General features: G+C 62.3%; 20 protein-coding genes and 1 pseudogene. 7 read left to right on the forward strand and 14 right to left on the reverse strand.

Features of this window, described 5'->3' with window-relative positions:
- Positions 1 to 121 precede the first annotated feature (121 nt).
- From AK81_RS03220 to AK81_RS03240, 5 genes are all read left to right on the forward strand, one after another.
- The gene (locus tag AK81_RS03220) at positions 122 to 820 is read left to right on the forward strand and encodes a pirin family protein (protein WP_043196723.1); all 699 of its coding nucleotides are present in this window, start codon (positions 122 to 124) and stop codon (positions 818 to 820) included.
- A 338-nt stretch (positions 821 to 1158) separates the two neighbouring features.
- The gene (locus tag AK81_RS03225; protein ID WP_043196725.1) at positions 1159 to 3930 is read left to right on the forward strand and encodes an amino acid adenylation domain-containing protein; all 2772 of its coding nucleotides are present in this window, start codon (positions 1159 to 1161) and stop codon (positions 3928 to 3930) included.
- A 97-nt stretch (positions 3931 to 4027) separates the two neighbouring features.
- A complete protein-coding gene (locus AK81_RS03230; RefSeq protein WP_043196727.1) occupies positions 4028 to 4558 on the forward strand; it encodes a sigma-70 family RNA polymerase sigma factor in 531 nt (176 codons plus the stop codon).
- 2 nt (positions 4559 to 4560) lie between these two features.
- Entirely contained in the window at positions 4561 to 5508 is a 948-nt protein-coding gene (locus tag AK81_RS03235) for a FecR domain-containing protein (protein ID WP_043196728.1), read from the forward strand.
- An 86-nt stretch (positions 5509 to 5594) separates the two neighbouring features.
- A complete protein-coding gene (locus AK81_RS03240) occupies positions 5595 to 8045 on the forward strand; it encodes a TonB-dependent siderophore receptor (protein WP_043196729.1) in 2451 nt (816 codons plus the stop codon).
- A gap of 176 nt (positions 8046 to 8221) precedes the next feature.
- Here AK81_RS03240 and AK81_RS03245 read toward each other — a convergent pair whose 3' ends face one another.
- The 11 genes and pseudogenes from AK81_RS03245 to AK81_RS03295 all read right to left on the reverse strand — a co-directional run bounded on the left by AK81_RS03245 (position 8222) and on the right by AK81_RS03295 (position 19869).
- The gene (locus tag AK81_RS03245) at positions 8222 to 10072 is read right to left on the reverse strand and encodes a DUF3857 domain-containing transglutaminase family protein (RefSeq protein ID WP_043196730.1); all 1851 of its coding nucleotides are present in this window, start codon (positions 10070 to 10072) and stop codon (positions 8222 to 8224) included.
- 79 nt (positions 10073 to 10151) lie between these two features.
- Positions 10152 to 10637: an isochorismatase family cysteine hydrolase gene (locus AK81_RS03250; RefSeq protein WP_043196731.1), complete on the reverse strand. Its 486-nt coding sequence runs from the start codon at positions 10635 to 10637 to the stop codon at positions 10152 to 10154.
- A 59-nt stretch (positions 10638 to 10696) separates the two neighbouring features.
- Positions 10697 to 13183: a TonB-dependent siderophore receptor gene (locus AK81_RS03255; protein ID WP_081042005.1), complete on the reverse strand. Its 2487-nt coding sequence runs from the start codon at positions 13181 to 13183 to the stop codon at positions 10697 to 10699.
- A 531-nt stretch (positions 13184 to 13714) separates the two neighbouring features.
- Complete coding sequence (locus AK81_RS03260; protein ID WP_043196732.1) at positions 13715 to 14662, reverse strand: FecR domain-containing protein; 948 nt, start codon at positions 14660 to 14662, stop codon at positions 13715 to 13717.
- A 3-nt stretch (positions 14663 to 14665) separates the two neighbouring features.
- Positions 14666 to 15175: a sigma-70 family RNA polymerase sigma factor gene (locus AK81_RS03265; RefSeq protein ID WP_043196733.1), complete on the reverse strand. Its 510-nt coding sequence runs from the start codon at positions 15173 to 15175 to the stop codon at positions 14666 to 14668.
- 91 nt (positions 15176 to 15266) lie between these two features.
- Positions 15267 to 15636: pseudogene (locus tag AK81_RS03270) on the reverse strand (type II toxin-antitoxin system HipA family toxin); the annotation flags it as partial.
- Positions 15637 to 15721: 85 nt separating this feature from the next.
- Positions 15722 to 15976: a helix-turn-helix domain-containing protein gene (locus AK81_RS03275; protein WP_043196736.1), complete on the reverse strand. Its 255-nt coding sequence runs from the start codon at positions 15974 to 15976 to the stop codon at positions 15722 to 15724.
- 88 nt (positions 15977 to 16064) lie between these two features.
- Positions 16065 to 17777 (reverse strand): peptidoglycan D,D-transpeptidase FtsI family protein, encoded by a 1713-nt coding sequence (locus tag AK81_RS03280; RefSeq protein ID WP_043196738.1) that lies wholly within the window; start codon positions 17775 to 17777, stop codon positions 16065 to 16067.
- Between the two features lie 19 nt (positions 17778 to 17796).
- Positions 17797 to 18135 carry a peptidoglycan-binding domain-containing protein gene (locus tag AK81_RS03285; RefSeq protein WP_043196740.1) on the reverse strand — a complete coding sequence of 113 codons (339 nt, stop codon included), beginning with the start codon at positions 18133 to 18135 and terminating at the stop codon, positions 17797 to 17799.
- Positions 18119 to 18649, reverse strand: a complete 531-nt coding sequence (locus tag AK81_RS03290) for an OmpA family protein (protein ID WP_050491833.1) — start codon at positions 18647 to 18649, stop codon at positions 18119 to 18121. Before AK81_RS03290 ends, AK81_RS03285 begins: the two co-directional genes overlap by 17 nt.
- Positions 18646 to 19869 (reverse strand): serine hydrolase, encoded by a 1224-nt coding sequence (locus AK81_RS03295; protein WP_050491834.1) that lies wholly within the window; start codon positions 19867 to 19869, stop codon positions 18646 to 18648. Before AK81_RS03295 ends, AK81_RS03290 begins: the two co-directional genes overlap by 4 nt.
- 131 nt (positions 19870 to 20000) lie before the next feature.
- On the opposite strand from AK81_RS03295, the gene AK81_RS03300 reads away from it, so the two are divergent.
- Positions 20001 to 20912: a LysR family transcriptional regulator gene (locus tag AK81_RS03300; protein ID WP_043196741.1), complete on the forward strand. Its 912-nt coding sequence runs from the start codon at positions 20001 to 20003 to the stop codon at positions 20910 to 20912.
- Here AK81_RS03300 and AK81_RS03305 read toward each other — a convergent pair.
- The 3 genes from AK81_RS03305 to AK81_RS03315 form a co-directional block, all read right to left on the reverse strand.
- Positions 20875 to 22188 (reverse strand): MFS transporter, encoded by a 1314-nt coding sequence (locus AK81_RS03305; protein WP_050491835.1) that lies wholly within the window; start codon positions 22186 to 22188, stop codon positions 20875 to 20877. The two genes, AK81_RS03300 and AK81_RS03305, sit on opposite strands and share 38 nt — an antisense overlap.
- 129 nt (positions 22189 to 22317) lie before the next feature.
- A complete protein-coding gene (locus AK81_RS03310; RefSeq protein ID WP_043196742.1) occupies positions 22318 to 23241 on the reverse strand; it encodes a carbon-nitrogen hydrolase family protein in 924 nt (307 codons plus the stop codon).
- Between the two features lie 210 nt (positions 23242 to 23451).
- Positions 23452 to 24396, reverse strand: a complete 945-nt coding sequence (locus tag AK81_RS03315; RefSeq protein WP_050491836.1) for a LysR substrate-binding domain-containing protein — start codon at positions 24394 to 24396, stop codon at positions 23452 to 23454.
- 194 nt (positions 24397 to 24590) lie between these two features.
- Here AK81_RS03315 and AK81_RS03320 point away from each other — a divergent pair, with 194 nt between their 5' ends.
- On the forward strand, positions 24591 to 25922 hold the full coding sequence (locus AK81_RS03320) for a dicarboxylate/amino acid:cation symporter (protein ID WP_043196743.1): 1332 nt from the start codon (positions 24591 to 24593) through the stop codon (positions 25920 to 25922).
- The last annotated feature ends 8 nt before the right edge of the window (positions 25923 to 25930 follow it).

The raw sequence follows: 25930 nt of genomic DNA on the forward strand, positions 1-25930 counted from the left end.
AGTCAAGCAGGGCAGAAAACAATATCTACTAATACGATTGTTTTAAGCCGATATTTACGCTTATTTTCGATATTTCTTTAGCGCATCATGGCGTCATTCCACTGATTCAAGGAGCACGATCATGCTGCAATTGCGACCCTTTGAAGGCCTGGGCCACGCCAACCACGGCTGGCTCGATGCCCACCACCATTTCTCGTTCGCCGAGTACTACGACCCGGCGCGCATGCACTGGGGCAACCTGCGGGTGTGGAACGACGACCTTATCGCGGCCGGCAGCGGCTTCCCGCCGCACCCGCACCGCGACATGGAAATCATCACCTATGTGCGTGAAGGCGCGATCAGTCACCAGGACAGCCTGGGCAACAAGGGCCGTACCGAAGCCGGTGACGTGCAGGTGATGAGTGCCGGCACCGGCATCGTACACAGCGAGTACAACCTTGAAGATGTCGATACACGTATTTTCCAGATCTGGATCGTACCGGAGCGCACGGGTGAAGCACCGCAGTGGGGCAGCCGGCCGTTTCCAAAAGGCGAACGTGGCGAAGGCTTCGTGACCCTGGCCAGCGGCCGCGAGGGCGATGAAGACAGCCTGCAGATTCGCACCGACGCCCGCCTGGTGGCTGCCACCTTGCGAGCAGGTGAAACCGCCGAGTACCGCTTCGATACCGCACGCCGGGGTTACCTGGTGCCGGCCAAGGGGCTGGTGGACGTCAACGGGCTGCGGGCCAAGGCACGCGACGGTGTGGCGATCGAGCAGGAAGACGTGCTGCGGGTGACCGCCATCGAGGACAGCGAGATCGTGCTGGTGGATGTGGCCTGAGGCCTGTCCTGTAAGGTCGCATCCCGATGCTCTCCTGTGGGAGCGGCCTTGCGTCGCGATTGGGCCGCACAGCGGCCCCGGCGATTTCCGCTGTGAGGCTGGAATCCTGGGGCCGCTGCGCAGCCCTATCGCGACGCAAGGCCGCTCCCACAAGGGAACCGCGTAAACCTGTAGGCATCGCCCTGGGCACGGCTGTGCACTTGGGCTTCCTTCGACCACGTCCGTTATTTGGGGCTGCTGTGTGCCCCCGGCTATCGCGGGCATTGGCGACAACGGCCACCCTGCACTAGCGTTGTGCTACCTGCCAGCCCAACGTTCATGCGGAGCCTTCACCCATCATGCCGGACCTGCGCCCGAACCCGACGCTGCGCCTGGAATACCGTGCCGAGCAGCCGATTCACCACGCCTTCCTCGAGCAAGCCGGCCGCTGCCCGGATGCCACCGCCATCCTTGCCCAGCACACCACCTGCAGCTACGCCCAACTGGCGCAGGTCAGCCAGGGTATCGCTCAATATCTGGTGGAAAACGCTGCCGGTGGCACCGATCGTGTGGTCATCGTGGCCAGCCGTTGCGCCGCCCTGGTGTATGCCATGCTCGGCTGCCTGCGCGCCGGCCTGGCCTTCACCGTAGCCGACGCGGCTTACCCTCCCGCACGTATCGGGCAGATCATCCGCGCACTGAAGCCGGCCGTGATCCTGCGCTGTGGCGAGGCCACTGTCGATGCCGACGGCCCCCTTGTCGTTGCAGTGCCAGAAGCCCCCACCGAGGCACTGCAAGCCTTCCGCAGCCAACCTGTCGCGCTGCCCAGCGTCAGCCCCGAGCAACCCGCCTACATCACCTTCACCTCGGGCAGCACCGGTGAACCCAAGGGTATCGTCACCCACCACGCGCCACTGGTGCACTTCATCGACTGGCATGTGCGCCAGCATGGCTTCACCCCGGCCGACACCTTCTCCCTGCTTTCCGGCCTGGGCCACGACCCGGTGTACCGCGACGTGTTCACGCCCCTGTCGATTGGCGCGACCATTGCCTGCCCTGCCCAGGCGACCCTGACCGACCCGTCACGGCTGGCAGGCTGGATTCACCAGCAAGGCGTGAGCGTTATTCACCTCACCCCACCGCTGGGCAAGCTGATCGAAACCGGTGCACACATGAATGGCCAGGTACTCGACCGGCTGCGCTATCTGTTCTGGGGCGGCGATGCCCTCAGCCCGGCGCTGTACCAGCAAATCCGCACCATGGCGCCGAATGCCGCCAATGTGAACTTCTACGGCACCACCGAAACACCACAAGCCATGGCCTTCCATACCCTCGACCCGGCTTCGGACACCTCCCGGGTGCCCTTGGGCAAGGGCATCGCCAATGCGCAGTTGCTGGTGGTCAACACGGCCAACCAGCTGGTCAGCACGGGCGAAACCGGTGAAATCCTGATCCGCAGCCCTTACCTGTCGCTGGGTTACTGGAGCGACCCGGCGCTGACCGAGGCCAAGTTCATCGTCAACCCATTCACTGGTGCCGCCGATGACCGCTGTTATCGCACCGGTGACCTGGGCACCTACCTGGCCGATGGCAGCGCCAGTTTTCTGGGGCGCGGTGACAGCCAGGTAAAAATCCGTGGCCACCGCATCGAGCTGGCAGAAATCGAGAACGCCATCACCCGTCACCCGCACATCGGCCAGTGCGTGGTCGTGGCCAACCGCGACAGCGCGTCGATCCGGCTGGTGGCCTATTGCGTGGGTCAAACGCCCACCAGCACCGATGAACTGCGCCAGGCGCTCGCCGGCCAGCTGCCGGACTACATGGTGCCGGCGCTGTTCGTGTTCCTCGACGCCCTGCCGCTCACCCCGAACGGCAAGGTGGACAAACGCGCCCTGCCTGCGCCATTTGACGACAGCGCCAGCCTGCCCTTGTCCCCCCTGGCCGAAAAACTGAGCTCGGCCTGGGCACGCATCCTCCAGGTGCCGCGCCTGGACGCCAGGTTGAGCTTTGTCGAACTGGGCGGCGACTCGCTGTCGTTCGTGCAGGCCTCGCGGGTATTGGAGGAGCTGATCGGCCACCTGCCGCAGCGTTGGGAAACGCTACCGGTGTGCCAGCTGGCCGAGCTGAATGCGCCCCCCAAAAGCGCGTGGCGGGTGATGGAAATGCCGGTGTTCGTGCGGATGCTCGCCATCATCCTGATCGTGGTCGGCCACCTGAGCGAGTTCGATCACTGGCTGATCGTCGGCGAAACGTCGGTGCTGTTCCTGGTCTCCGGCATCAGCCTGGCGCGGTTCCAGCTCAAGGCCATCGAAGACCGTGGCGATGCGCGCACGCTGCTCAGGTCGCTGGCGGCCATCGTGGTGCCGACGCTGTTGTACACCGCGCTGATCCAGCTGGTGTTCGACCAGTTGCACTGGCAATCGCTGCTGCTGGTGTCCAACTGGTTCCCGGCCGGCGAAGTCAGCCTGTTCAATTACTGGTACATCGAAGTGCTGGTACAGATGATCCTGATCATCGGTGTGGTGCTGTCGATCAGGCGCGTGCGCCAAGCCGTCCTCGCCGACCCGTTCCGCTGCCTGATCATTGCGGCCTGTGCGCTGGTGGCGCTGGATGTGCTGCTCAGCCGCTTCGTGTTCGATGCCGGTGCGCTGTTCAACCGGGTACCCCAGCACTTCCTGGCGGTCATGGTGCTGGGCATGGCCGTGCACCATGCCGACACCACGGCACGCAAATGGGTGGCCAGCGCGGTGGCCGTGCTGGTGGTCGGCGAGCTGGACCTGATGGCAATTGCTGGCGTGGGCTGGCAGGCCTTCTCTCGCTACGTCGACATCGCCCTGCCGGCAATGCTGGCCCTTATCTGGTTCCGCTCGGTGCCAGTGCCTGCCCTGGTGGCACGGGCAGGTGCGGTGATCGCATCGTCAACCTTGTTTATCTACCTGACGCATTTCCAGTTCCAGTCGCTGGCGGACCGTGTTTTCAATCACCCACTGTTCGAGGTGGCCCTGGCCCTCGCCGGCGGGGTGCTGGTGGGCTACTGCTGGAATACCTTGGTGCGCCTGGTATTTGCCCGCAGGAACAAGCAGAACCAGGCGCGCGGGGCCGATCCAGCCGAACGCGCCACCTCCGCTTGAACTGACGTACCGGCATAGGCGCAGTGATTGCAAACCCCGAAATACTCTGCCTAAAATGCGAACCATTAACATTTGCAAACATTTTCAGGCGGCATGGATGAGCACCCCGGACGTAGCTTTCACTTCTCAAGTCAGCCAGCTATACCGGGCCCAGAGCAAATGGTTGCATAACTGGCTGCGGCCGCGGGTGAACTGCAGCCACCTGGCAGCAGACCTTGTCCAGGATGTGTTCGTGCGTGTCATGTCGGCCGCCGACGCCGCCGTAAAGCTTGAAGCCGTACGCGAACCCAAAGGCTACCTGGCCACCATCGCTCGCCGCCTGATGATCGATCACCTGCGCCGTGTGCACCTGGAAAGGGCCTGGCTGCAGGTGCTCGCCGAGCAACCAGAAGCATTGGACATCTCACCAGAGCAACGCCTGGCCTTGTTGCAAACCTTGTTCGAACTCGACGCCATGCTGGCTTCGCTCGGGCCCAAGGTGCGTGAGGCATTTCTGCTGTCGCAGATCGATGGCATGCCCTACAAACACATTGCCACCCAGCTGGGTATTTCCGAGGTCAGCGTGCGCCGCTACATTGCCAAGGCGGCCGAGCACTGCATGATCTACAGCCTTGGCCACAGCCAGTGAGCATGAACCTGAATGCCGAGCAACTGGCTTCGTTGCGCCAGGCCGCGCACTGGTTCAGCCAGCTCAACAGCGGTGAGGTGCAGGCCAGTGATCACTCGGCCTGGCAGCTGTGGCTGAATGCAACCCCCGTCAATGCCTGGGCCTGGCAGCAGGCCGAGCGCCTGCAAACGCGCATGGCAGCCAGCGAAAACCCGGCGTCTGCACGCGTGCTGGCGCTGGCAGCGCATGGCCGACACGCCAGCCGTCGGCGGGTGGTCAAGGCCGGCTTGCTGCTGCTGGGCGGTGGCGCGCTGGGCCTCGGCGGGTACCGGGAGGTCAAGCAGTCGCCACTGTTGGCAGACATGCGTACCGGGGTGGGCGAACAACGTTCGCTGATGCTGAACAATGGCACTGCGCTGCTGCTCAATACCGCCTCTGCGGTCGATGTGGATGACGCGCTCGACCCTGCGCGCTTGCGCCTGCGCCAAGGTGAAGTCATGGTCACGGTGCCAGCGCGCCAGCACTGCACAGTCAGCACCCGGAACGGCGCGGTCGAGGCAGGCGAAAGCCGCTTTGCCCTGCGCTTGTTCGAGGACGGCAGCAGCCTGGAGGTATTTGCCCGGCAAGCGCGTGTAACCCTGCGCTCGGGCCAGACCCTGCTGGTAAACAGTGGCGAGCGCTGTCGGTTCAACGACCAGGGCTTCGCCGCACTGGAAACCGTCCCCTTGGCCGCAGATGCCTGGGGCCGGGGGTTGCTGATTGCCAATGACCAGCGCCTCGACGCCTTCATCAGCAACCTTTCACGCTACCGCCCGGGCTGGCTGCGCTGCGCGCCCGCCGTGGCAGGGCTGCGCATCAGCGGCACCTACAGGCTCGACGACACCGACCAGATCCTGCGCGCGCTGACCACGTCACTGCCGGTGCAGGTACAGGCCCGTACCCGTTTCTGGGTAACCATCACGGCAGCGTAAAAAAAATGCTGAGTGCCTGATCACTTTGCCAGGGCTTATCCGACTCATAGGTAACCCGACTTTTTACCTATCAGAGAAACGCGAAGATGACCTGCCGCTTCAACCCCAGGCCTTTCACTGCGCCAGGCCTGCGCACCTGCCTGCTACTGACTGCACTGCTCGCGGGGCCAGGGGCTGCCTGCGCCGCGCAAGCCCATGACTACCACCTGCCGCAGGGCGACCTGGGCGAAACGCTGACCCAGCTCGCGGCCGAGTCTGGCATCGTGCTGTCGTTCGACACCCACTGGACGCGCGGCAAACGTTCGCCTGCGCTAGACGGGCGCTACGACGTCGACCAAGCCTTGCAGATTCTGCTCAGTGGCACAGGGTTGCAGGCCATGCGGGAAAGTGACGGGCGCTATTCGCTGCTGTTGACCACCGGCCAGGCCGATGCGCTGGAGTTGGCCCCCAGCCGCGTCGATGCCCTGGGGTTGGGTAACGTCACCGAGGGGACCGGTGCATACACCACCGGCGGTTCTACCACGGCCACCAAGCTGCCGCTGACCCTGCGTGAAACACCGCAGTCGGTCAGCATCATCACCCGCCAGGTGATCGACGACCACGGCTCGCAAGACATCGGCGACGTGCTGCGCAACACGCCCGGGGTTTCGGTCCAGGCGTACGACAGCGAACGCATGGAGTACTCCGCACGCGGGTTTGCCATCACCAACTACCAGTACGATGGCATCAACACCATCTACGACGGCGTCTACGATGAGGGCGTGACCCACGTCGACATGGCCGCCTACGACCGCATCGAAGTCATCAAGGGTGCGACCGGCCTGATGACCGGCTCTGGCGACCCCTCGGCTACGGTCAACCTGGTGCGCAAGAAGCCCACGCACGACTTCAAGGCATCGATCACCGCCAGCGCCGGGTCCTGGGACAACTACCGCACCGAAGGTGATATTTCCGGCTCGCTCAACGACAGCGGTAGCGTGCGTGGCCGCCTGGTGGGGGCCTACCAGGACCGTAAGTCGTACCTGGATCACTACAAGCAGAAAAAGGACGTTTACTACGGCATTGTCGAAGCCGACCTGACGCCCGACACCCTGCTCACCTTCGGCATCGACAACCAGGCCACCACCCCGCGCGGGTCGTCCTGGACCGGTAACCCGACTTACTTTTCCGACGGCAGCCGCACCGATTTTTCGCGCTCGCACAACCCGGCGGCAGACTGGAGCCGCCGCGACTTCGAGTCCACCACCTACTTCACCTCCCTGGAGCAGGCCCTGGCCAACAACTGGAAGGTCAAGCTCAGCCTCAACCACATGATCAGCGACCATGACACGCGCCTGGCGTCTGCCAGCGGCGGCAACCCGAACCCGGCAACCGGCGAGGGCATGTTCCTGTACTGGGGGCGTTGGGAAGGCCACCGCGTGCAAAACACCGCCGACGTGAATGTATCCGGCCCGTTCACCCTGTTCGGCCGCGAGAACGACCTGGTGGCAGGCTTCATGACCTCGCATTCGAAGCAGACCGGCGATACCTACGACGGCAGCGCATTCGCCATGGTGCCCGGCTCCGTCTTCGACTGGAACGGCAAACTGCCGGAGCAGGACTTCCCGAAAAACGGCGAGTACACCACCACGCAAAGCCAGAACGGCGCCTACGTGGCCACCCGCCTGAGGCCGACCGACAAGCTTTCGCTCATCCTCGGCACCCGGGTCAGCACCTTCAAGTACAACGATGATCAGGACTACTACCCAACGTCTTCGTTGAGCGACACCCACGCCAGCTACAAGGAACACGGTGTGGTCACCCCTTATGCGGGCGTGGTCTATGACCTGGACGACACCTACTCGGTCTATGCCAGCTACACGTCGATCTATCAGCCGCAGGTTTACAAGGACATCAACGGCGCCACCCTCGCGCCGGTCGAAGGCGACGGCTATGAAGCCGGGCTGAAGGCTGCGTGGTTCGATGGCAAGCTGAACGGCACCCTGGCGTTCTTCCGTATCGAGCAAGACAACGTCGCCTCCAGCATCGGCACCAACCCGGTGAACAACGAAGGCATCTACAAGGCCATCGACGGCGCCACCACCAAGGGCGTCGAACTGGAGCTGGCCGGCGAACTGGCACCCGGCTGGAACGTCACCGCCGGCTACACCTACGCCCGTACCCGCGACGCCGACGACGCGCGCATTTTCGGCTTCCCTCTGGCAACCACCAAGCCTGAGCACGTGGTACGGCTGTTCAATACCTACCGCCTGCCTGGCGCATTCGACCCGGTGACCGTGGGCGGTGGCCTGCGCTGGCAAAGCGGCTTCTACGGCAACATCTACAGCCCGATCGCCAATGACTACACGCGCATCAAGCAAGGCGGCTACACCCTGGTGGACCTGATGGCCCGCTATCAGTACAGCGAGCACTTGAGCTTCACGGTCAATGCCAACAACGTGTTCGACAAGGTCTACCTGACCGGGCTTGGCAACTTCGATACCACGTACTACGGCGAGCCCCGCAACATGATGGTCACGACCCGCTGGGACTTCTAACAGGGCAGCAAGGCAGCGTTGGTGCGCAAATTGGGGCCGCTTTGCGCCCCTTCGCGGGCTTGCCCGCTCCCACAGGTTGCGCGCTCGGTGCAGAATCGCGCTATCTCTGTGGGAGCGGGCAAGCCCGCGAAGGGGCGCAGCGCGGCCCCAATTTGCTTAACTGACAGGTATGAGGGCTAGCCCGCCTGCACGATGATCTGGCTCTGCAGGTCGCGGATCATTGCCTCCAGCGCGGGCTTCATGGCCGCGAAATCTTCAGGTGTGCACACCACATCCGGTCGGCTGAACTTGAAACGCCGCTCCACCACCACCGCATTGCCATCCTGGGTGTAGCGTGCGCTGTAGTCGACATTGCCGTCATGCAGCTTCACAGGTTTCGGGATTGCCAGCACGTTGACCTGGGCCGGGAACTCGAAGCGCGAGGTTTCCACCGTGTCGTTGCCAATGCACACGAAGCTTTGGCTGCGTTCCTTCTCCAGGGTGAAGCTGTACACGTTTTGCGAGATACCGCCTGCCAGGCTGGTAAGGGTCACGACACCCACCGGCCCTGGCAGGTTGACCAGGTTTTCCGTGTGCCCATCCACATTGCTGACAAAGTCGCCGTTGGCGGTGGCCGGCTCGATCTTGAACGAACCACTGCCACGTTGCCCGTAGGCGGCCAGCACTCTTTCGACCAGCATCTCGCGGTCGGCCGGTTGCATCAGTTTCAAGCCGAAGCGGCTCATTTCGCTGGCCCAGCCCTTCACCGTCGAAACGTTGGTGAAGTCGGCGCCGCCATCGGCCTTGACCTTGAACAGCAAGTCACTGGAAACCTGGTTCAGCTGCATGGCCGGGGTCTGCCCAAACTCGCCGGTCGCAGTCAGCAGCACCCGCTTGTTCAGCACGGTCAATGGCAGGTAGCCGGCAGCAATCGATGGGTCAGTGGAGTCCAGGTACAAGTTCAGGCTCGGCACATAGGTGATCACATGGTTCAGCACACCCAAGGTCGGCACTTTGGGGAATACATAGGCAGTGCCCTGGTTCACCAGGGCCGGGGTGCTCTTGATGCCTGCCGCGCTCAGCAGCGCTTCCAGCAGCGCAACATGGTCCTTGCAGTCCCCGTAGCGGTTGTCCAGTACGGTTTGCGCGGCATGCGGCACCACCCCGCCAGCGCCGACGTACACCGCCACGTAGCGGATGTTCTCGCGTACCCAGTCACTGAGGGTCAGGGCTTTTTCCCGCGCGGTGGGCAAACCGGCCGTCAGGCGCTTCGCCAGTTCACTGATCTGCGGGGTGACCTCGACCGTGGCCCTGGCCTGGTAGGCCTGGGCGAAGTCCTTGAAGCCGGAGAAGGTCGAAACCGCCAGGTAGTGGCCGTAATCCAGGTACGACACTGCCCCCGTCTCGACCCGCGCCCGCGCCCCTGGTACGTAGTCCCAGCGATACACCGTGCGCCCTTCCCCGCTGGCGGGTGACGACGCCTTGAAGCCGCGGGCATCGGCCTGCAGCGGCATGCCCTGGGGCAGGTCATAGGTCAGCGAAAACTGCCCGACCGGGTAGAACTGCGGCACGGTGATGTCTTCGAACTGCCCGGGGAAAAGCGCTGTAGCGCGGTTACGTTGATAACGCAGCACCAGCCGGTCCCCCACCGCAACCTCGGGGAAGATGACCACCTTGTTGACCGAGTCCTGGAACATCGGCGCCTGCGCTGAAGCTTGCTCCTGCTGCTCCTTGATGTGCGCGGCATCTACCGGCACTTTGCGGCCGTCGGGCTTTTGCGTGTAGGCCTCCACCACCTCAAGCGTCTCCAGCGAACGGTTGTAGCTTACCGGGTGCTGGGCATTGGTCTTGATGGCGCGTTCTTCGTTGATCAGCATGACGCTGTCGACATCCAGACGGAAGCTGCCGTCCTTCTGCACCACGAACGTCTGCGCGACCTTTTCCAGGGTGACGGAACGGTCGGTACCGTCGGTAAAGGCGTGGGCAAGGCCAGCCCAGAGCATTGTGACAGGCAGCAGAACAGCTACCAGGTATGGCTTTTCAAACATGGAGATCCTTCTCGATCAGCGGTTTACAATCGCCAATGATACGCATTGGCGCCGCATGATGGCAAAGTGACAATATTGTTTAGCGTTGCGCCGCCAGTTCGGCCAGCACTTCAGTCGAGGTCGTGACCTGGCGGAAATGATGCTGCCACAGCTCGATCCCCAGCTTGGCCGAGCGGTCCAGCGAAGACCCTACCGTCATGTCCGTCACCAGGGTGGGATTCAGCCCGGCATCGAACAGGGCAAACCCGGCGGCCAGCACACAGGTTTCGGTCTGCAGCCCACACACCAGCACCCGCTCCACACCCAGCTGCCTGATGTACTCGATGGCTTCGGCGCTCTGCCCGTAGCCATGCTTGATGAACACCTGGTCGGCTTCGATCAGGCTTTCGTCCTCGGCCGCCGGGTGCCAGCCGAGCTGCCGTTCGAACGGCGTGACCTGTTCGTCGTGCAGCTCGACCGAGGCAATGGTGGGAATGTTCGCTGACAACCGCCGCAAGCCATCGACCAGCCACTCGGGCGGGCTGAAGGTGGACTGGACATCGACGATGAGCAAAACCTGGCGCATAGCGTTCTCCGGCCATTGGCAAAATGGCGCGGAGTATAACGCGTGGCGCGGGGGCTTGATCACCAGTCGTAGGTCATCTCTACCGACGCTACCCGCTCCTGCCCGTAGTAGCAGCCAAACGCATAGTTGCAGTCCGATACGTACTCGCGATCAAAGACGTTCTGCACATTCACGCTGGCCTGCAGGCCGCGCAGGCTCGGGTCGAGCTTGGCCAGGTCGTAGCTGACGGTAGCGTCGTACACCGCATAGGCCGGCACATCGAAGGTGTTGGCCGAGTTACCCGGCTTGCGCCCGGTATAACGGGCACCGGCGCCAAAGGTCAGGCCATTGAGCATGGCCTGGGTGAAGTGGTAATCCACCCACAGTGTGGCCGACAAAGGGGCCTGCGACTCGTTGCGGTTGCCCTGGTCGCCATAGGTGCTTTTCGTATAGAACGAGTCGATGTAGGTGGCAGCGGCCAGTACATCGACATTCTCGATGCTGGACTTGAGCTCCAGCTCCACCCCACGCGAGCGCACCTCGCCATTTTGCGACTGGTACTGCGGGTACTCGGTATCACCGGTCAGCACGTTCTTCTGCTTCACCTGGAACACCGAGGCGGTGAACAAGGTACCGTCGACGGGCTGGTACTTCAGCCCCACTTCGTATTGCTCACCTTCGGTTGGCTCGAACGCCTTGCCGCCACGCTCGGGCGCTGCCGTGCCCAAGGTTGGCAAGAACGACTGGGAATAGCTGACATACGGCGCCAGGCCGAACTCGGTGACATAGGTAAGGCCGATGCGCCCGGTGAACTTGTTGTCGCGCTGAGAGGCAATGCTGTGCGCCAGCAAGTCCTTGTTGTCGATTTCAGCCCAGTCCTGGCGCCCGCCTACGGTCAGGATCCAGTTGTCCAGCTTGATCTGGTCCTGCACGTACACCCCGGTCTGGCGCACCGTGTTGTCCCAACGGGTATCCAGCACCGGCGTCACGTTGCTGGTGGGGTAGTTGTTCTTGCCGTAGAGGTCGACCGGCAACACGTTGTAGGCGTTGTAGCCGTCGTACTTGCGCGAGAAATGACGGTAGTCCGCACCCGCCAGCAGGGTGTGGCGCAGTGCGCCAGTGTTGAAGGTGTACTCCAGGTTGTTATCGACGGTGTAGGCGATGTTGTGCTGGCGCCAGTCAAGCTTGACCCGGTTGGCACGGGTGTAGTCGACCACATCGCCATCCGTCACGAAGCTGCGCAGGTAGAAGCCCTTGTATTGGTCGCGCACATCGGTGTATCGCGCCGTTGAGCGCCAGGCCAGGTCATCGTTGAAACGGTGACTGAAGTCGTAGCCCAGAACGTACTGGTCGCGCTTGTAATCGTTGTAGCGGGAATCACCCGAGAAGAAGTCGCGGTCGATTTTCTGGCCGGTCGGGCCACGCTTGAGCGAGCCCACCATCGGCAACGATTGATAATCGGCTAGTCCGTCATCGCGCTGCACTTGCGCCAGCAACGTCAGCGAGGTGTCTTCGTTCGGCGCCCAGGTCAGGCTAGGCGCCAGCAACAAGCGCTCGCTGTGGGTGTGTGCGACCATTTCATTGCCTTTGTCGGCAACGCCGACCAGGCGATAGGTAAAGACCTTCTGCTCATCCAGCGGGCCGCTGGTATCGAAGGCACCGTTGACCCGGTTGTAGCTGCCGGCGCCCAGCTTGACCTGGCTTCGCTGCTCGCGGGTCGGGCGCTTGGAGACCATGTTGATCAGCCCGCCTGGCTGGTTTTGCCCGTACAGCACCGAAGAGGGGCCTTTGAGCACTTCGATACGTTCCAGCGTGTAGGGGTCGATCTGCGGCGCGCCCCCCAGGCTACCGGCGTATGGAATGTACGCACCGTCCAGGTACAACGGGGTCGGGGCAAAGCCGCGGCTGGTGATTTCGTCGGCAATGCTGTTGCGATCGGTAAAGCCGCCAGTGGCCAGGCCCGGGGTGTAGCGCAGCGCCTGGGTCAGGTTGCGCGCCCCTTGGGCTTGCACCTGGTCGGCGGTAACCACGTTGATGGCCTGGGGGATCTCCAGGATGGGCGTGTCAGTCTTGGTCCCGGTGGCACTGCGGCTGGCAACGTAGCCATTCACCGGCCCATAGGCGGACTCCACGGCCGCGCCGGTCACGCTGGTGGTATCAAGCTGCAGGGCCGAATCGTCACCGACCATTGGCAGCAGCGAGTAGCTGCCGTTGGCCTGCTTCAACACCTGCAACCGGTTACCCGCCAGCAACTGGCGCAGGCCGGCATCGGGGCTGTAGCGACCATGCAGGCCGGGCGACTTCAGCGCCTGCACCGATGACGGCTCGAAGGACACCGTTACCCCCGCTGCCGAAGCAAATTGCGTGAGCGCTGTGGCCAGCGGGCCGGCGGCAATGTCGAACGAAGCTTCAGCCTGGCTTTGCGCAATCGCAGGGCTGGCGACCATCACCGTTGCCAATGGCGAGGCCAGCGCCACACTGAACAATGCGCGATTCACTGCACGCGCCAGTCTGGTTTTGGTCGAGTTGATCGATAGGGTACGGTTGCAATCGTTGACAGCGAGCATGCGGTTTCCTTTCGCCCTGCGGCAGTTTTTTCATTGCGCTTGGTGCGCGTCTACCTACAAGTCGAACGAGAACGAAAATCGATAACCCCTCTGGCAAAAAAAATCTACGGGCTTCTAAGGCCAGTCAGCTAAGCAGCTTTGGCTGCAATGGACTTTCGGGGGATTGATGTGTGGCCTGCATGCGTATGCCTTGAGTTGTGGGGGCTGCTGACATCGAGCGCCGCCCGCGCGGCGCTTCGCGGGGCAAGCCCGCTCCCACATTTGTTGCAACGTGCCGAACCTGAAAGGGCATAGTTGTCAGCCTTGGTGGGCTGGCTGGATCTCTGTGCTGGCATTTCTGCCGCCCCACATGCCTCAAGCCTTGCACCAAGGCTGACATCGCCTCTTTCACAGGCATGGCCACGTTGCAACAAATGTGGGAGCGGGCTTGCCCCGCGAAGCGCCGCGCGGGCGGCGCACGATCTCACAGGCGAAAAACAACCGAAGCCGAACACCAGCAGGCTATAAATCTTAACTGACTGGCATTAGGCTTCAGGCAGCTTCGACGCGCGTCCAGTAGCGGCTGAAGTGACGAATGCGCACAGGCAGTGTGGTGGTCAGGTTTTCAAGGGCAATATCGATATCGCCCAGGTGAAACGCCCCGGACAGTCGCAACCCGCTCACAGCCTCATCACAGCCCAGGTAACCGGGCCGATACCGCTGCAGTTCGCTCACGACATCCGCCAGGCGCCAGTCATCCACGATCAGCATCTCGCGGGCCCATGCGTCCGCCATCGCCGCCACAGGCGTCACGTTGCCCGTTTTTCCGTTGCTGAATTCCAGCTGTTGACCGGCGTCTACCCGCACAGCCGCCATGGCATGTGCACTGCGCACTTCCACGGCATGCTGCAACACGCAGACCCGCGCAAAGTCGTTGTCGCAGCGCACGATGAAGCGCGTGCCCAGTGCGCGGACGCTACCCAGTGCGGTATGCACGATGAACGGGCGGGACAATCCATCCGCTGCGGTCTGCACCAGGATCTCGCCTTTCAACAATTCGAGTGAGCGCCACTCGCCGTCGTAGCGAATATCAACCGCGGTATCGGTGTTCAGTTGCAATTGGCTGCCATCGTCCAGCCGCAACGAGCGCTGCTCGCCAACGCCTGTGCGCACGTCGGCCATCAACCGTGCAACGCCGCCATCACGCAACATCACACCCCCTGTCGCGCCCGCGACCAACAACACCGACAGCACCTTGAGCACTTCGCGTCGCTTGGCCCTGGCGCTGCTTAACGTCGGCCGTGCAATGCCGGGCGCGACCTGCGCCAGCTTGCCCTGCAAGCGTGCCAGGCGCTCCCAGGCCTGCACGTGCCGCGGGTCACTCAGCAACCAGCGCTGATGCGCCGCTCGCGTGCTGTCATCCGCCTCGCAGCGCAGCTCGACATACCAGCGTGCGGCAGCCTCCAGGGTGTTGCGGTCCAACGGTTCAGCCTCCGCCATCGCTCACGCCTCGGCCAGCATCAGGCAATGGGTCAGTGCCCGCACTGCATGCTTTTTGACGGTGGTAAGCGAAACATCCAGGCGCCGCGCGATTTCCACATAGCTCAGGCCATCGAGCTGGGCCATCAGGAAGATCTCGCGGGTACGCGTGCCCAGGCCATCGAGTAGCCGATCGATTTCCAGCAGGGTCTCGATGATCAGCAGGCGCGCCTCCGGCGAAACCGCTACAGGCTCGGGCCGTGCCGCGAGGGTTTCCAGGTAGGCCTGCTCCAGGGCACGGCGCCGGAACATGTCGATCATCAGGCTGCGGGCTACACTGCTCAGATAAGCCCGTGGCTGTTGCAACTCCGCGGCCTTGCGCAGGGTCAGCACCCGTATGAACGTGTCCTGGGCCAGATCGGCCGCATGCTCCATGCACCCGAGCTTGCTGCGCAGCCACCCGCACAACCAGGAATGATGGTCCTCGTAAAGCGTGTGCACGGCTTTTTGCAGGGAAGGGTCAGCACAGGACATGGTAGAACCGATGAGAGCGTCTTTAGTAATGACTCTCATTTAACCTGAGTGTGAGCGGTTTTCGCAATTGCTTTGCGCAGATGGCTGGAGCCTAGGCCACGATACTTCTACTCAACCCCAAGCCCCACGCAGCGGCCATCTTCTCCCCAACACGCTCAAACGCCGGATGGCTGTTGCGATAATCCGAAAGCTCCGCCATCGCACGGTTCATGCCGACTTCCACTCTGTTGAGCAACTCCTCGCAGCGCGCTTGCGTCAGGTTGCACGCAGTGCGCCCGAACTGCACCAGCATCTTGCGCTTGGGCCACGCTTTCGAGCCGCCCAGTAAAAGCCCCATGATGTCGTGGCTGCTGTACACCGTCGTGGTCACCAGGTCATACGCGGGTGCCAGCCAGATGTCGGCGTTCTCGGCACAGTTTTTCGTAGAGCAGGCCAAAGTACTTCAAGCCAGCCGATGGGTTGTAAGTGAAGACCGTATCACGCGGATGCTCGTCACTGCGCCCCAGGGTGCCGACAGTGGCGTCGCCCGCGCCGACGTACAAGCGATCACTCGAACTGATCATGGATACCCCCGGCCTTCAGCTCATCGAGTGTTCTACGCCGGCGCTTGGGCGTGGCCGTCAGTTCGTATCCCAAACCCTCCAGGATCGCTGCAACCTTGCGAATGCCGACTTCGGGGATCGAATTGTTCTCGATCCCCGAAATGGTCGCACGACTCATGCCGTGACGCTGCGCGAGCTGGGCTTGGGAAAGCCCGGCATCCTTACGCAGCTTCTTGATCAGTTTGCCCAATTCATCCATACATTTTTGCACCGTATACAATGCATATTGTAAAAAAAACACATTAATGCATCGTATTTGATTCAAATATTCCTGTACAGGCGTTTCTTTACGGCCCTGTAAAGCCAAGGTTATCGGGCGCAATTCCGTACAACCGTAGTGCCTGCCCCATCACCCTGCTGAAGACTGGCGCCGACACCAACCCGCCGTAATAGCCCTGCTTCGACGGGTTGTCGAGCATGACCACCACCGCGAACCTTGGCCTGCTGGCGGGTGCAAAGCCGGCGAATATCGCCCTGTAGGCCTTGCCCTGATAGCCATGGCCTGCAACTGCGGTTTTTCTCGCCGTACCGCTTTTGCCCCCTACATGGTAGCCCGCCACTTTGGCCCGGTAGCTCCCTCTCGGCGCCTCGACCACCTGCACCAGCATGTGTTTCAGCGCATCCGCCACTGGCTGTGCAATGGCCTGGGTAGCCGCAGGCGCTTGCGTCACCTTGAGCAGCGACACCGGTACACGCCTGCCGCCATTGACCAGGGTGGCGTAGGCGCTGGCCAGTTGCACGGCCGTGACCGACACCCCATAACCGTAGGACAGCGTTGCAGTCTCGGTGGCCCGCCATTGCCGCCTGACCGGCAGCAGCCCCGAACGCTCCCCCGGAAAGCCCGAGCCACTCGCCTGCCCCAGCCCTACACGTTGCAAGGTGTCTTGAATGGTCTGGCCACCGATATCGAACGCTACCTGGCTGATCGCGACGTTGCTGGAGCGCACCAGAATGCCGGTCATGTCCAGCCGCTCGCCTGCCGTGCGCGACGCATCGTGAATGATGAAACGGCCGATCTTCAGGCTGCCGGTTTGCACCAGCACGCTATCGGAAGCCTGCCAGCGGCCGCTTTGCAGGGCTGCGGCAACGGCGAAAGGTTTGAGTGTCGACGCGGGCTCGAATACGTCCACCAGCGCGCGGTTGCGCATCGCCGCCGGGCTGACATGCGTGCGGTTGTTCGGGTTGTAGGTCGGGTAGTTGGCCACGGCCAGCAACTCGCCCGACTGCACATCCAGCACCACCACGCTGCCCGCCTCGGCAGCGTTGTCCACGATGCCCTTTTTCAGTTCGCGACTGGCCAGGTACTGCAACCGCAGGTCCAGTGACAACGCCAGGGCCTGGCCCGGCTTGGCCGGCAGGCTCACGCCCAGGTCCTCGATCACATGACCACGCCGGTCCTTCAGCACCTGCTGCTTGCCGCGCTCACCGCGCAGCACGGCATCGTACGCCAGCTCAATGCCTTCGCTGCCGTTGCCGTCGATATCGGTAAAGCCGACCAGTTGCGCAGCAACTGCCCCGGCCGGATAAAACCGCCGCGGCTCCTCCAGGCTGTACACGCCCTTGACGTGCAAGCGCTGCACCGCCTGCAGCAAGTGCTGTGCCTGCTCGGGGGCCAGGCGCCTGCGCAGGTAGATGAAAGCCTTGCCGGTGCTGCGCTGCAACAAAGCTTCGAGCCGGTCGCGTGGCATGCCCACTGCGTCGGCGAGCGCCGGCCAGCTTGGCTTTTCCAGGGCCAGTTCCCGGCCATTGGCCCACAACGTCACCACCGGCGTGCTGACCGCCAGCGGCTGGCCGTTGCGGTCGGTGATCAGCCCGCGCGGGGCTGCAATGTCCAGATAACGCAGGCTGCGCGCATCCCCCTGCTGGCGCAGGAAGCGGTTATCCAGCACCTGCAGGCTGACGATGCGCCAGCACAGGACCGAGGACAACAGCAAGACCAGGAAAATGACCAACCTGAAGCGCCACGGGTAACCCGGCGAAGTTGTTGTAGCGAATGGCATGGCTAGGGTTCACAACCGTTCAGTGCTGCATCCAGTGCGGCGGCGCAATGCCCAGCACCTTCAGTGTGGGCAGGTTGACGCTGCCAGTGAGGGGCAGCTCATGCGCCATTTGCAGCAGGTAGAGTGCTTCCTGTGTGCGGGCGCCGATCAGCCCATCGATTTCATCCTGGTACAAGCGCAGCTCCGACAATGCCAGCTGCAGCTGCGTCACCAGTTGCGTGCCCGGTGCTGCTGCCTGGCTTTCTTCAGGCAACCCATGCGGCACGTGCGGGGCAGCACTCGAAAGGTTGGCGCAGAGCGCCAGCACCACGAGGCAAACGCCTTGCATCAGCACCACACCTTTACTGAAGCGGGTCATAGCCAAACGCATCGCTGTGGCTGTTCCATTCCACCACCACCCGCCGGTTGTATTGCATGGTCTCTGCACCACTGCCCTCGTGCGCGGGGTAGCGCTCGCCGTAGGCACGCGTGTTCAGCTGATCGTACAAAGCCCCATACTTCACCAGGTAATAGGCGATCATGTCGGCGCGAGCCTGGGCCAGTACCACGTTCTGCTCCGGCGAGCCCTCGTCATCCGTATGGCCTTCGATGAACACCTCGGCCTGTGGGTGGGCAAGCAGAAAGCCCGCTACCTGCCCCAACCTGGCGATGTCCTGGTCGGTAACGGCCGCGCTGTCCGTGGCGAAATACACAACCAGGCCACCAGCCGTTTCGCGCTCATCTGACTGCAGGCGCAGCGCGCGTTCATTGAAGGCATCGGCCTCGTCAGCGGTCACCCGCAAACGGTGCTCGCTGGCAGCGTGGTCGGTACTGCAGGCTGCCGTGGCAAGCATGCACATGGCAGGTAGCAGGTAACGCAGGCAACTGCTCATAAGCTCCCCTCGCCGTTGCACAACAGGCACACACCCAGCCACTGATAGAGCTTCAGCAGCAGAAAGTCCCAGGCACGGCTGAACCAGCCGCCCTCGTCGACAGCCTCCATCACCACCAAAGGTTTTTCCGCGATATGCCGGGAACCGATCTGGAAATTGACCACACCCACCACCTGCCCCGCCTGCAACGGCGCATGAAGCTCGGGGCTGTCGAGGATGGCACTGACGCTCACGTCAGCGGCCTGCCCGTAGGGCACGCTGATGGCCGGGTGCGCGCCTGCATTGAGCTTCACGTTGTGCGTATCACCAAACCAGACACGCTTGCTCACAAACACTTCGTCGGCCTTGATCGGGGTGACCGTCTCGAATGCTCGAAACCCCCACTTGAGCAGCTTTTCACTCTCCTGAAACCTCAGCCGGTCCGACTCGGCGCCCAGCACCACGGCAATCAGCCGACGCCCGTCGAGCACCGCCGACGTCACCAGGCTGTAGCCACCCGCCGCGGAATTGCCGGTCTTAAGACCGTCGACAGCCAGGCTGGTACTCCACAACAGCCGGTTGCGGTTGTGCTGAACCACCTGATTGAAAGAAAACGCCTTTTGCTTGTACAGGGCATATTCAGCCGGCAATTGTTCGATCAGTGCCCGGCTCAATAACGCCATGTCCCGCGCGCTGCTGTATTGCCCTTCGGCGGCCAGGCCATGCACAGTCTTGAATTGGGTATTGAGCATGCCCAGTTGGCGTGCCTGTTCATTCATGGCATCAACAAAGGCCTGTTCACTGCCGGCCAGGTAATCAGCCACCGCGATACAGGCATCGTTGCCGGATTGAATGACAATGCCCTTGTTCAAATCATCAATCGTCACCCGGTCACCGGGTTTCAGGAACATCAACGACGAGCCTTGCAACTGCGCGTTGCCAGCCGCCGAAGCGTCGGTGTCGATCGTCACGCGGTCATTCCCGTCGACCGTGCCGCCCTGCAGGGCCTGGCCCAGCACGTAACTGGTCATGATCTTCACCAGGCTGGCCGGGTCTACCCGGGCGTCGGCATTTCCCTGCGCCAGCACTTCCCCGCTTTCAGGGTCCATCAATAGCCACGATTGCGCGGCAACACCCGGCGCGGGCAGATAATCTTCAGCCTGCGACAGCCCTATATTCAGCACCAGCAACTTTGCAACTAACGCCCGTAACAACCAGCCGACAACTCGAATACCTTTCATACACTCCAGAACCTGAAACACATCACAACTCATACATTCAGAACCCCACCTGAAGTGCGCCCCTGAATTATTTGTCGGTGCATTCTGCGAGTGCGTATACTATAAATCAATCAACTATCAGGATATCTGATATGCATAATATTGATATCGACAGCGTCGACTTGAACCTGCTTCGGGTATTTGTCGCGTTGATCGAAGAAGGCGGCGCCAGCCGCGCTGCGTTGCGCCTGGGCGTAACCCAGCCCGCCGTCAGCGCCGCCCTCGCCCGCCTGCGGGAGATCTACGCCGACCCGCTGTTCGAACGCACCGGCCGAGGCCTGCGGCCTACCGTGCGGGCCAACGAGCTGGCGCCGCTGATTGGCGAGGCACTCAACCGCTGCCGGCAAGCCCTGGCACTGTCGGTGGCAGGCAAGCACATCAAAGGCCGCACCATCACTGTCGGGCTTTCGGACGATGCCGAAATCGCCTTGGGGCAAGGCCTGCTGGCACTGGTCGACAAGCACCTGGGCGGGTTGCGTATCCTGTTCAGGCAAACCCACAGCGGCCTGGTCCAGGACATGCTGATGCGCCATCAGGTGGATATCGCCGTGTCTGCAGGCGGGTTGTCCTCACCCCTGATCGCCCGGCAGCGCCTGGGGCGGGGCAATTACCTGGGCATTGCCGATGCGCACAACACCCCGCCGGTCACTGCAGAGGACTATGCCCAGCGGCCGCACCTGCTGGTGTCATCGGGTGGTTTTGTCGGCATCGTCGACGAGGGCCTGAATGCTGCCGGGTACAAGCGCAGCATTCGTGCCTCTACCTCACACTTTGCCGCCGTGCCGTTCCTGCTGGTGGGCTCGGAGCTGATCACCACGGTACCTACCCACGCCGCACGGGCCATGGAGCGGGTGTCGACACTCAAGACCTTCCCTTGCCCGGTGGCGCTGCCCTCCTACGACCTGGAGATCGGCACGCGGGTCGGCAGCAAGCACGACAGCACGCTGCAAACGGTCAAGGCTTTGATCATCGAGCTGGTTGAGCAGTCGTTCTGCCTGTCGTGACGGCCGTGTCCTCGATCAGCCGCGCCGGTATGGCAAGGATCAACACCGTTGCCCCCAAGGTGAGCGCACCGGCAAACACATACAGGCCAAGGTCGAGGCTGCCGGTGCTGGCCTTCACCGCCCCCAATACCGTCGGGCTGGTGAAGCCGCCGAACAAGGCCAGCGAGTTGATCAATGCAATGCCCCCGGCAGCGGCCTGGCCACCCAGGTAGCGCGTGGGGATGGTCCAGAACAATGGCATCGAGGCATACAACCCCACCGCTGCCACACTCAAGGTCACCAGCCCGGGTACCAACTGCCCCGGCACCCAGGTACAGGCAAGCAAGGCACAGGCCGCCAGTACCATGCAGCTTGCCAGGTGCCAGCGGCGCTCACCCACCGCATCGGAGTGCCTGCCGATCACGATCATGCCCACACCACCGGCAAGGTACGGCACTGCCGTGAGCAGGCCGATGTGCAATGGGTCTGTCACGCCATAGCCCTTGATCATGCCCGGCAACCAGAAGCCGAGGATGTACAGCCCGGCCATCTCCGAAAAGTACACCAGCGCCAGGGCATAGACCCGCGGGTCGCGCAGCACGGCACCCAGCCTGTGGCTGCTGCCGGCAACGGGCGCTTCGACCTCCTGGGCAATGCGCGCGCGTTCCTCGGCACTTAGCCATTTGGCGTCTTCGGGCCTGTCGATCAGCAGCAAGGCCGCAAGAATACCGAGGACAATCGCCGGCGAACCTTCCAGCAGGAACATCCACTGCCAGCCATGCAGGCCATGCACGCCATCCATCGCACCGATGATCCAGCCGGATAACGGCCCGCCCAGCACCCCGGCAATGGCGATGGCAGACATGAACACGGCAATCACACTGCCGCGCAGGCGCGCCGGGAACCAGAAGGTCAGGTAAAGGATGATGCCAGGGAAGAACCCGGCTTCGAACACACCCAACAGGAAGCGGGCGATATAGAACTGCTGCGGAGTCTGGACGAACATCATGCTGGACGACACCACGCCCCAGGCAATCATGATGCGCATGATCGTTCTGCGTGCACCGATGCGCGTCAGCAACAAGTTGCTGGGCACTTCAAACAATACATAGCCGATAAAGAAGATACCTGCGCCCAGCCCATAAACAGCATCACTGAAACCCAGGTCCTGGTGCATGCGCAACGCCGCAAAGCCGATGTTCACACGGTCCAGGTAAGAAACGATGTAACTGACAAACAGCAAGGGCAAGATCTTCCAGGCGATCTTGCGGTACAACAGGCGCGAATCGTTGTTCATTTCTGAAAAGCCTCGGATGTTTTTTTTATTGGTGCAGGGCTGCGTAATGCACAGAAACGTGAATCGGCCCCTGCCGGGCAGCAGCGCGATGCCAGGCAGGGGCCGATTCAACGGTGTCGCGTGTTCAGATCACTGCTGGAACTTGACGGAGGCCTTGGCCCGCTCATCGACGATCAGGGTGAATACGTCGGGCCGCGAATAGTGGCCGACCACGTCGAAGTCGTAACGCGCCTTGACCAGCTCGGCCGAATCGATCTGCGCCACCAGCAAGCCCGGGCCGTTTTTCAGCGGGCCGGCAATCACCTCGCCCATGGGGCCGATGATCACGCTGTTGCCCTGCATCAGCAGGCGGTCATCGTCCCAATGCGGCAGGCTCACCCCAAGGTCGCGCGGCGACGGCTGGAACTGGCAGGCACTGACCAGGAAGCAGCGCCCCTCGTGAGCGATATGGCGCATGGAAACCTGCCAGTTGTCGCGTTCGTCCACGGTCGGTGCGCACCACACCTCGATGCCTTTGGCGTACATGGCCGTGCGTAGCAGCGGCATGTGGTTCTCCCAGCAGATGGCTGCACCGATCTTGCCGACCGGGGTGTCGATCACCGGCAGCGTAGAGCCATCGCCCTGCCCCCAGATCAGCCGCTCGCTGCCGGTTGGCATCAGTTTGCGGTGGTTGCCGACCAGGCCCTCTTCGGGCGAGAAGAACAGTGCCGAGCAGAACAGCGAACTGCCCGCACGCTCAATCACGCCGACCACCAGATGTGCACCGGTGCGTTGTGCCAACGCTGCCAGCTCGGCAGTTTCAGCACCCGGGACATCAATGGCATTGTCGAAATAGCGCTGGAACGCTTCGCGGCCTTCAGGCAGGCGATAGCCCATGTAAGTGCCGAATATTTCACCTTTCGGATAACCGCCGAGCACCGCTTCCGGCATGACGACCAATTGCGCGCCAGCGCGCTTTATTTCGGCTTCATAAGCCAGGATTGTTTCCAGCGTTTGTTGTTTGCCGTCAGGGTGAGAGCCAATTTGCAGTGCGGCTACAGTCGAGATAGTCATGGGTTTTTATTGTTCAGGTGGTGGATGGTCTGCATAGGTTCCACTTACCCGCGATATCGAGCAATTCGCATTGCTTTAGATCTGTTATCAGCTCTATTTATATCCTGAGCCAAGGCGCGCGCGGTATGAGCAGCCTTGTGCTGCGAAGAGGCCATTGCAGCCGAAGCTGATCTTCAGCCTTACCGGCCTCTTCGCAGCGCAAGGCTGCTCCTACAAGTCCTGTGCTTGCCTTGGAGAATGGAGCAGCTGCCACGCCGCCTGGCTGTCGTCCTGGCGGAAGAACGTCCGCAGATGCTCGACAAAGCACGACACCTTGGCCGACAGGTTCAGGCGCTCCAGATACACCGCATAGATATCCGCAGGCGGTGTCTGGTAATCGCCCAGCACCTCCACCAGGCGCCCGCTGCGCAGGTGGTCAGCCAGATTCCACTCGGCCCGCATCAGGATGCCTTGGCCATCGAGGGCCCAGTTCAGGGCAACCTCGCCATCATTGGTGCTCAGGCTGCCACGCACCTTCACCGACTCGCTCTGCTTGCCGCGGCTGAGCCGCCAGATGCCGAACGCGGCATCGTTCTGGCGCAACACGATGCAGTTATGGCTGACGAGGTCTTTTGGCGCGCCAGGGGTGCCGTGCGCCTCCAGGTAACCGGGCGCCGCGCACAACCGGCGGCGGTTGGCCGCGATTTTGCGGGCGATCAGGCGCGAGTCCGGCAGCTCACCAAAGCGGATAGCCACATCGATAGCGTCGTTCGGCAGGGCGATTGGGCGGTCGGTCAGGTGCAACTGCACCTCCACCTCGGGGTAGCGCTTGGCAAACGACGACACGGCCGGCCCCACATGCGTACGACCAAAACCCAGCGGCGCATTGACCCGCAGCAGCCCCTTGGGCTCGGCACGGCTGCTGGAAACCTGGCGCTCCATTTCCTCGATCTCACCCAGTATCCGCCGGGCATTCACCAGGTAGGTCTCGCCTTCGGCGGTAAGGCTGATGCTGCGTGTGGTGCGGTTGAGCAGGCGCACACCCAGGCGCTGCTCCAGTTGCGCCAGGCGCTTGGAGACCGCGGGCGGCGTCAGGTTCAGTTCGCGCGCGGTGCCCGCCAGGCTGCCCACCCTGATCAGCTGGGTGAAGAACGCCAGCTCCGATACCGGATTCATAATTAACCTGAGGGAAACAATGAGTTGAATTTCATTGTATTACAGCATTTTTGAAAAACCATTACCTTTTGCCCTGCGTGATTAACCACAAAGAAGCTGGGCTTTTCGGCCGCCAAGGCCAGGTGTGACCTGCACCCCACGATCAGCCCGGCCGCCAGATAAATCCGACTCACAACAATAATTCGGAGACGGCAATGGCCAAGCGATTGTTCGGCAAGCTTTACGTACAGGTATTGATCGGCGTAACCCTCGGGGTGCTGATCGGGGTGTTCTGGCCACAGGTTGGCGCAGACTTGAAACCCATCGGTGATGCTTTCATCAAACTGATCAAGATGGTCTTCGCCCCCATCATCTTTGCCACGGTGGTGCTGGGCATCGCCAAGATGGAAAACATGAAGGAACTCGGCCGCGTGGGTGTGCGTGCGCTGATCTACTTCGAGGTGCTGTCCACCTTTGCCTTGGTACTGGGTTTGGTGGTGGTCAACATCGTGCAGCCCGGCCAGGGCATGAACGTCGACCCTGCCACCCTCGACGCCAAGAGCATCTCCACCTACACCGCCGCCGCAGCGGGCAGTGGTGGCGGCTTCGTCGACTTCATGCTGCATGTGATACCCGGCAGCGTGACCGACGCCTTCGCCAAGAACGAGATCCTGCCGATCCTGCTGTTCAGCACCTTGTTCGGCATCGCCCTCTCGCACCTTGGCCCTCGTGGCAAGCCCATGGTGGATGTGCTGGAAGCGTTCTCCCACGGCATGTTCTTCATCGTCGGCATGATCATGCGTGTGGCCCCGCTGGCCGCCTGCGGCGCCATGGCCTTCACCGTGGGCAAGTACGGCCTGGGCTCGATCGTGTCGCTGGGCAAGCTGATGGCAACCATGTACCTGACCTGTTTCCTGTTCGTGGTGATCGTGCTGGGCACCATCGCCCGGTTGTCCGGCTTCAACCTGTGGAAGTTCCTCAAGTACCTGAAAGAAGAGCTGTTCACGGTACTGGGCACCAGCTCGTCCGAGTCGGTGGTGCCGCAATTGATGAACAAGCTGGAAAAGGTCGGCGTGTCCAAACCGGTAGTGGGCCTGGTGATCCCCTCGGGCCTTACCTTCAACCCGGATGGCCAGTGCATCTACTACACCATGGCGGCCATTTTCATCGCCCAGGCCACCAACACGCCGTTGACCCTGATGGACCAACTGATCGTGCTGGGCGTGCTGCTGCTTACCTCCAAAGGCTCCGCAGGGGTGACCGGTTCGGGCTTCATCACACTGGCCGCGACCCTGGCGACCATGGACAACATCCCGGTGGCCGGCATGGTGCTGCTGCTGGGCGTGGACCGCTTCATGTCCGAAGCCCGCGCCATCACCAACACCATCGGCAATGCCGTCGGCACCGTGGCCATCGCCAATTGGGTAGGTGCGCTGGACAAACAGCGCATGGCCCAGGCCCTGGACGGCCAGCTACCGGCAGAACCGCAACCCCCTGAGGCCCGCCCTGCCCTTGCACGCATGGAGGCCGGCACCCCCACACCCTGACCTATCGA

Origin of the sequence: Pseudomonas putida W15Oct28 (genome assembly GCF_000708715.2) — a bacterium.
Lineage (GTDB): Bacteria > Pseudomonadota > Gammaproteobacteria > Pseudomonadales > Pseudomonadaceae > Aquipseudomonas > Aquipseudomonas putida_R.